The 6,499-nt window shown below is 73.0% G+C and carries 8 protein-coding genes; 2 read left to right on the forward strand and 6 right to left on the reverse strand.

Annotated elements, in window-relative coordinates; translation table 11 throughout:
* Positions 1 to 332 precede the first annotated feature (332 nt).
* Positions 333 to 692 carry a cupin domain-containing protein gene (locus R2737_18555; protein ID MEZ5118261.1) on the forward strand — a complete coding sequence of 120 codons (360 nt, stop codon included), beginning with the start codon at positions 333 to 335 and terminating at the stop codon, positions 690 to 692.
* 28 nt (positions 693 to 720) lie between these two features.
* On the opposite strand, the gene R2737_18560 is transcribed toward R2737_18555, so the two are convergent.
* From R2737_18560 to R2737_18585, 6 genes are all read right to left on the reverse strand, one after another.
* Positions 721 to 2,094: a hypothetical protein gene (locus R2737_18560; GenBank protein MEZ5118262.1), complete on the reverse strand. Its 1,374-nt coding sequence runs from the start codon at positions 2,092 to 2,094 to the stop codon at positions 721 to 723.
* Positions 2,095 to 2,342: 248 nt separating this feature from the next.
* Positions 2,343 to 2,552: a hypothetical protein gene (locus R2737_18565; protein ID MEZ5118263.1), complete on the reverse strand. Its 210-nt coding sequence runs from the start codon at positions 2,550 to 2,552 to the stop codon at positions 2,343 to 2,345.
* Positions 2,553 to 2,579: 27 nt separating this feature from the next.
* Positions 2,580 to 2,717 (reverse strand): nucleotidyltransferase domain-containing protein, encoded by a 138-nt coding sequence (locus tag R2737_18570; protein MEZ5118264.1) that lies wholly within the window; start codon positions 2,715 to 2,717, stop codon positions 2,580 to 2,582.
* 134 nt (positions 2,718 to 2,851) lie between these two features.
* Positions 2,852 to 3,082 (reverse strand): lipoyl domain-containing protein, encoded by a 231-nt coding sequence (locus R2737_18575; GenBank protein ID MEZ5118265.1) that lies wholly within the window; start codon positions 3,080 to 3,082, stop codon positions 2,852 to 2,854.
* Positions 3,079 to 4,107 carry an alpha-ketoacid dehydrogenase subunit beta gene (locus R2737_18580; GenBank protein MEZ5118266.1) on the reverse strand — a complete coding sequence of 343 codons (1,029 nt, stop codon included), beginning with the start codon at positions 4,105 to 4,107 and terminating at the stop codon, positions 3,079 to 3,081. Before R2737_18580 ends, R2737_18575 begins: the two co-directional genes overlap by 4 nt.
* A 12-nt stretch (positions 4,108 to 4,119) precedes the next feature.
* Positions 4,120 to 5,097 (reverse strand): thiamine pyrophosphate-dependent dehydrogenase E1 component subunit alpha, encoded by a 978-nt coding sequence (locus R2737_18585; GenBank protein MEZ5118267.1) that lies wholly within the window; start codon positions 5,095 to 5,097, stop codon positions 4,120 to 4,122.
* Positions 5,098 to 5,237: 140 nt separating this feature from the next.
* Between R2737_18585 and R2737_18590 the strand changes: the two genes are divergently transcribed.
* The coding region (locus tag R2737_18590; protein MEZ5118268.1) for an EAL domain-containing protein at positions 5,238 to 6,499 on the forward strand (1,262 nt) is incomplete at its 3' end.

Here is a 6,499-nt window from a genome sequence, read left to right on the forward strand (position 1 = left end):
CAGCCGCTCGCGGCGCCGACGAGGGGTCGGCGCCGCGGGTGGGGGGGGATCCGAGAAGGGGTCCCGCACGCGAGGCGTGGGGGATCTTCTTCATGCACTGCGGCGCGGCGCCGCCCCCCGTGACCCCACCCGGCTCGTCAGCCACATCCGCACCGCCGGACCAGCGCCTGAGCCCGCCGGGACAGACGGTGTCAAGGCGTTCGGCGTACGGACTCGCGGCGCTCCTGCGTTGCGGCCCAGCCGCTTTCCCGCGCGGCGCCTGATCGCTTCGACGACCCGAACGGAACCGGGCGTACCGTCGCCGCACGGGGCGGTCGCACAAGGAGGCAACCGTGAACGTTCTCGAGTCGAAGTCCTTCAACGCTGCCGACGACGTCCGGCGGATGGACAAGACCACCGTCGAGATGGTCCAGGTGGGCGACGCCAAGGTCGCCCGCTTCACGTTCGCGCCCGGGTGGAGGTGGTCGGAGTGCGTGAGCCCCGTCGTGGGCACCGACACCTGTCAGGCCCACCACGTCGGGGCCGTGGTCTCCGGCCGCATGCACGTCGTCCTGGACGACGGGTCGGAGGGCGACGTCGGACCCGGCGACGCCTACAACATCCCGCCCGGTCACGACGCATGGAACACCGGGGACGAGGACGTGGTGGTCCTCGAGTTCGCCAGCGCGGCGACATACGGCACGCCCGGCTGAGATCCCGCGCGGCCTCGCCGCGCGCCCGTCAGCGGCGGACGATGCGGAACTTCCGGACCGCCGGGGTCGGGTCGAGGACGCCCCCCGCGACAGCACGGACCTTGAACGTGTAGCGGCCGGGCTTGAGCCGGTAGGCCTTCGGCGACGTGCAGGACCGGAACGGCGCCGAGCCGAGCCGGCAGCGGAAGGTGGCGCCACTGACGTTCGAGGTGAACCGGAACACCACCTTCGTGCGGGCCTTGGTGGTGCGGACGAGCTTGCGCGGACCCGTGGTGATCGTGGTCCCGGGCACCGGGGGCTTCGTCGCGGTCGGCGTCGGGGTGGCGGTCGCGGTGGATGTAGCCGTGGCCGTCGACGTAGCCGTGGTCGACGACGTCGCGGTGGCAGTCGTCGTGGTCGAGGTGGCCGCCTGGTCGGCGGTGGCGCTCGTTGCCGTCGGCGCGGTGGTCACGCCGGTGATGCGGGCGACCTTCTCGGCGGTGTCCAGCGTGACCCACAGGGTGTCCCCCGGTCCGGCGGACAGCTGCCGCGGCCCGGACCCGGGCGGTAGCGCCAGCGTCGTCACCGTCCCGTCGGCAGCCAGCCGGCCGACCGAGTCGGTGAGGAACTGGGCGAACCAGAACGCGCCGTCCGTCCCGTACGTCATCCCGAACGGGTCGGTGTTCGGCACCGACGTCGGCGCGGGGGTACCGCCCGAAGCGATCCGACCGACGGTCTGCGGGGTCGTGCCGGGGTCGGCGTAGCCCGCGAGGCCCCCGCCGAACGCCACGCCCTGCGGTCCGCCGCCGGCGCCGGTCGGGTACGCGGTCCCGGCGCCCGCGGTGGTCACATGCACGACCTGGGAGCCGCCGAAGTCGGCGACCCACACCCCGTCCGTACCGGCGGCGATCCAGCGCGCGCCCTGCACGCCGGTGGCCCCGAATGACTGGAACGTGGCCGGCGCCCCTGGCGGGATGCGGATCACCTTGTCGCCGCTAGCGGTCCACAGGTTGCCGTCGGGGCCGACGGTCATCGCGCGCGGGTCGGCGATGTCCGCGATCGGGGTCGCTGTCCCGGTGGTCGGGTCCGCGGGAGAGAACCGCGCGACCCCGCCGGACTGGGTGACCCACAGGTTGCCGTCGGGTCCCGCGGTGATGCCGGTCGGCGAGGACACGTTCGACACGTCGAACTCGTCGACGACACCGGCGGGCGTGATCCGCGCGACGTCCTTGCCCCCGGAGTCCAGCGTCACCCACATGTTGCCGTCCGGCCCGGGCGCGATCTGGTTGTTGGTGCCGACGCCGGAGACGGTGAACTCGCCCCCCGCCGCCGGGACCGCCAGGGCCCCGGTGACCCCGGTACCGACCACCCCGATGCCGACCACGAGCGCCCCGGCGGTCACCGCCGCGAGCGCACCCGACACCGCCGCCGTCCTCGTCCTTGTCCGCGCCACGAGCGGACGCTAGACCCGCCGGCCCGCGTACGGAAGCCCCCACGATGCGGCGAGTGCTCAGCTGTCGTCGTTTCCGGCGCCCCGAAACGACAACAGCTGAGCAATGAACGCCGGGGAGGTCCCGCACCGGCCTACAGGAGTGCCGTGAGGCGTCCGGCGTCAGCCGTCAGCCGGGGCGGATCCGGTTGACTCCTCGCAACAGCCGGAGGACGCGGGTCTCATCGACCGCGGCGCACCGCCTCGGCGAACTCGCGATGCGCCCGCTCGAACCGGTAGCGCTCGTCGGCGTACACCTTGCGCGCATGAGCGAGCCACCGGACGCGGGCGACCGGGTCGTCGTCAGCGACCACCACGCCCTCCATCGCGACGCGGCCCGCGAGCTCGAGCGGCGCGTCGTTGAGCACGAGCAGGTCGACGCCCGGCGGCATCGGGACCTCAAAGGCGGCCGGCACCGGCTAGACAAACCACGCAGCCAGGTCGAGGTCGGAGTTCGGTCGAGCGTCCCCGCGAGCCCTGCTGCCGAACAGCAGGACGAACCGCGCGCCCGCGGCACGCAGCGCGGCCAGCGCCTCCTCCGGCACGACGGCATCCACGCGCCCATGCTCCCACCAGCGGTCCAGCGGCACGGCGATCACCGCCCGCCCCCACGTCGAGTGCTGCCGCGTGGGGGTTCCGGACCGTCCCGGGACCCCCACGGGCGAGCACTCGACGAGAGGACGCGGGCCGCCTACTCGATGCGGGCGATCGGGTCACCCTGGACCACCTCGGCCTCCTCGGCCACCAGGGTGCGCAGCACGCCGGCCACCGGGGCCTCCACGTCGTAGGACACCTTGTCGACCTGGAGCTCGGCGATGACCTGGCCCGCCGCGACGGCCTCGCCGTCGCGGGAGAACCACGTCGCCACCACCCCCGTCGACCCCGGCTCCTTCGACACCACCGGGAACACGATGTCGGTCATGCACCCACCACGGACCGGATCGCGGCCTCGATGCGGGCCCGCGTCGGCAGCGCGGCCTGCTCCAGCGAGCGGGCGTACGGCACCGGCATGTCCGGGTAGGTGACCCGCGTGAACGGCGCGGACAGCGACACCCCGCCCTCGGCCAGCGTCGCCGCGATCTCACCGGACATGCCGAAGGACTTGTAGTCCTCGTCCACCACGACGACCCGGCCGGTCTTCGACGCGGACGCCACGACCGCCTCACGGTCCAGCGGCACCAGCGAGCGCAGGTCCAGCACCTCCACCGAGATGCCGTCGCCGGCGAGCTTCTCGGCCACGTCCTGGCTGTGCTGCACCGACATCGACAGCGTCACCACGGTGACGTCGGAGCCCTCTTGCACGACGTTGGCCTTGCCGATGGGAACCTCGTACGCCTCCTCCGGCACCGGCCCGATCGAGCGCGGGTTCTTGGCCATCCACGGCAGGCCCATCACACCCTTGTGGAACATGTAGATGACCGGGTTGTCGTCGCGGATCGCCGAGATCATCAGGCCCTTGGCGTCGTACGGGTTCGACGGCACCACGACCTTCATCCCGGGCATGTGCGCGAACGACGCCCACAGGCACTGCGAGTGCTGCGCGGCGTCGTTGTAGCCGCCGCCGACGGCCATCATCAGCACCATCGGCACCTTCACGTGGCCGCCGGACTCGAAGTGGATCTTGGCCATGTGGTTGTAGATCTGGTCGAAGCAGACCCCGAAGAAGTCGACGAACATCAGCTCGACGACCGGTCGCAGACCCTCGGTCGCGGCGCCGATGCCGGCGCCGATGAACCCGGTCTCCGAGATCGGCGTGTCGATGATGCGGGTCGGCCCGAACTGCTCGAGCAGCCCGCCGGTGGAGCCGAAGATGCCGCCGTACGCCCCCACGTCCTCGCCCATCACGAAGACACCCGGGTCACGCGCCATCTCCTGCGCGATGCCCTCGGACAGGGCCTTGGCGGTGGACAGTCGCCGGGTCGTGCTCGGCGCCTCGGTCACGGTCATGGCACTCCTCCCTCAGGCGAAGACGTACTCGGTCAGGTGGGCGGGGTCGGGCTCCGGCGACGCGGTGGCGAACGCGATCGCGGCGTCGACCTCAGCCTGGGCCTCGGCCTTGATCGCGGCGACCTTGTCGTCGTCCAGCAGCCCGTCGGCGCGCAGCTTGGCCTCGTACGCCGGGATCGGGTCGCGCTCGTCGACGTGGTCGAGCTCCTCGCCTCGGTACGCCTGCGCGTCACCTTCGAAGTGGCCCCACAGCCGGACGGTGTGGATCTCCAGCAGCGTCGGGCCCTCGCCGGCCCGGGCGCGGGCAACCGCGCGACCGGCCGCATCGAAGATGGCCTCGACGTCGTTGCCCTCGACCCGCTCGCCCGGAATCCCGTACGCCGCAGCACGATCGGCGTTGTCCGGCACGGACGTGGAGTGGTCGCGCGGCACCGAGATCGCCCAGTCGTTGTCCTCGATCACGAACACCACCGGCAGCTTCCACAGCGCGGCCAGGTTGAGCGACTCGTGGAACGCGCCCTGGTTCGCCGCACCCTCACCGGCGACAGCAACCGCGACGTTGTCGGTTCCCTTGCGGGAGAACGCCATCGCGTGCCCGACCGACACCGGCATGCCCTCAGCGATGATGCCGGAGCAGGAGAAGTGGTGCTCGGCGTCGAACAGGTGCATGTGACCGCCGCGGCCGTGGCCGAGGCCGCCCTCGCGGCCGTAGATCTCCGCGGTCATCTTCTTCATGTCCACGCCCTTGGCCAGGGCGAGGTGGTGCGGGCGGTGCGGCCCGGTCACGGCGTCCTCCGTGCGCAGGTGCGCGCACACGCCCACGGCCACCGGTTCCTGACCGGCGGCCAGGTGCATCTCGCCCGGGATCAGCCCCGCGCCGATGTCCCACGCGGGTGCCTTGTCCGCGTGGTAGTTCGCCCGGATCACTTCCTCGTACGTGCGGATGCGGACCATCTGCCGGTAGAAGTCCACCCGCGTGGCGTCGTCCATCGTCCCTCCAGTCGCGCGTCGACGGCGGTATGCAGGTATTCACCGGACCTGGGGAGCGCGGGGCAAGGGTCGGGATTTCAGATGGTGATCGCGGCCCGGTCGTGAGGCGCCCCCGGACCTGGGCGCCTACGGTGGCGGACGTGGACGCACCCGGTAGCGGCGACCGACTGGCGGCGCGTGACCGGGTGACGGCGCGGGTGGCGGCGGAACTGGCCGACGACCCCACCACCGTGGGCGTCGCCCGGGTGGACCTCGACCGCTACTCCCGGCTGACCGAGTGGTTCGGGCCGAAGGTGGCCACGGCCGTCGCCGACGTGCTCATGCAGCGCCTGCGCGCCGCCGCCAGTGGCCCCAACCGGGTGGAGCCGTACGGGGAGGACGGCTTCCTGCTGGAGGTCGCCGTGCCGGCGGCGGACAACGAGGCGGCTTCGGCCTGGGCCTGGGACCTGATGGAGTCGCTGAGCGCGCCGGTCGCGCTGGCCGACCTGCCCCCGGTGTCGGTCGGGTCCTGCGTCGGGCTGGCCGTCGCTGCCCTGCTGGACCGGCCGACCGCTGCGGACCTCGTGGGCGGTGCGGAGATCGCGCTCGAGCAGGCCGCGGCCCACGGGATGCGCCGCGCGGCCGTCTTCGACCCGGAGCCGGCGCAGCCGGTCGGCCGGCGGGCGACGTTGTTCGCGGACATGTACCCCGGTGTGCTCGCGGGCGAGTTCGTCGCCCACCTCGAGCCGCAGGTGTCCCTGCCCGATCGCGCGGTGGTGGGTGCGCACGCGGTCGGTCGGTGGGAGCACCCGGTGCACGGGGTGGTAGGGCCGGAGGAGTACGAGGACGAGGCCGTGCGATCCGGCCTGGTCCGCGACATCGACGACCTCGTCCTGCGATCCGCGTGCCGGGCGGTGGCGGACCTGCCGGAGGGGGTCGCGCTGACGGTCGGCGTCTCGCCGGCGGCGGTGAGCGCCCCACGTTTCGGCGAACGGGTCCAGCGGGTGCTGGCGGACAGCGGGCTGGCCGCGCGGCAGCTGGTCCTGGCGCTGCCCGTCGAGGGACTCGTCGATCTCGACGACCGGGCCGTGGAGCGGCTGTCCGGACTGCGGGCCCTGGGGGTCCGCGCCTGCGTCGACGGGATCGACTCCGCGGACGCGCTCGCGGTGGTGATCGGACGAGGGCTGGCCGATGCGGTCGCGCTGCGTCGACCGCTGGCGCTCCCGGACGGGGATCCGCGGGACGTCGGCCGGGCCGCGGTCATCGCGGCCGCGGTCGAGTCCGCCCATGCCGCGGGGATCCTGGTCGTGGCCGACGGCGTCGCGAGCGAGCGCGAGCTGGCGCGGGCCGTTGAGGTCGGGTGCGACCAGGCCCGCGGCCCCCTGCTCGGTCCGCCCGCGCCCCCACCCCCGTTGCCTGTGGT

This window comes from Candidatus Nanopelagicales bacterium (genome assembly GCA_041393815.1).
Taxonomy (GTDB): Bacteria; Actinomycetota; Actinomycetes; order S36-B12; family JAWKJK01; genus JAWKJK01.

Bases quoted from the DNA above. Each gene is read 5' to 3' on its own strand.
- R2737_18565 (MEZ5118263.1), bottom strand. From the start codon at position 2,552: ATGCCGCCGGGCGTCGACCTGCTCGTGCTCAACGACGCGCCGCTCGAG.
- R2737_18575 (MEZ5118265.1), bottom strand. From the start codon at position 3,082: ATGACCGACATCGTGTTCCCGGTGGTGTCGAAGGAGCCGGGGTCGACG.
- R2737_18580 (MEZ5118266.1), bottom strand. From the start codon at position 4,107: ATGACCGTGACCGAGGCGCCGAGCACGACCCGGCGACTGTCCACCGCC.
- R2737_18585 (MEZ5118267.1), bottom strand. From the start codon at position 5,097: ATGGACGACGCCACGCGGGTGGACTTCTACCGGCAGATGGTCCGCATC.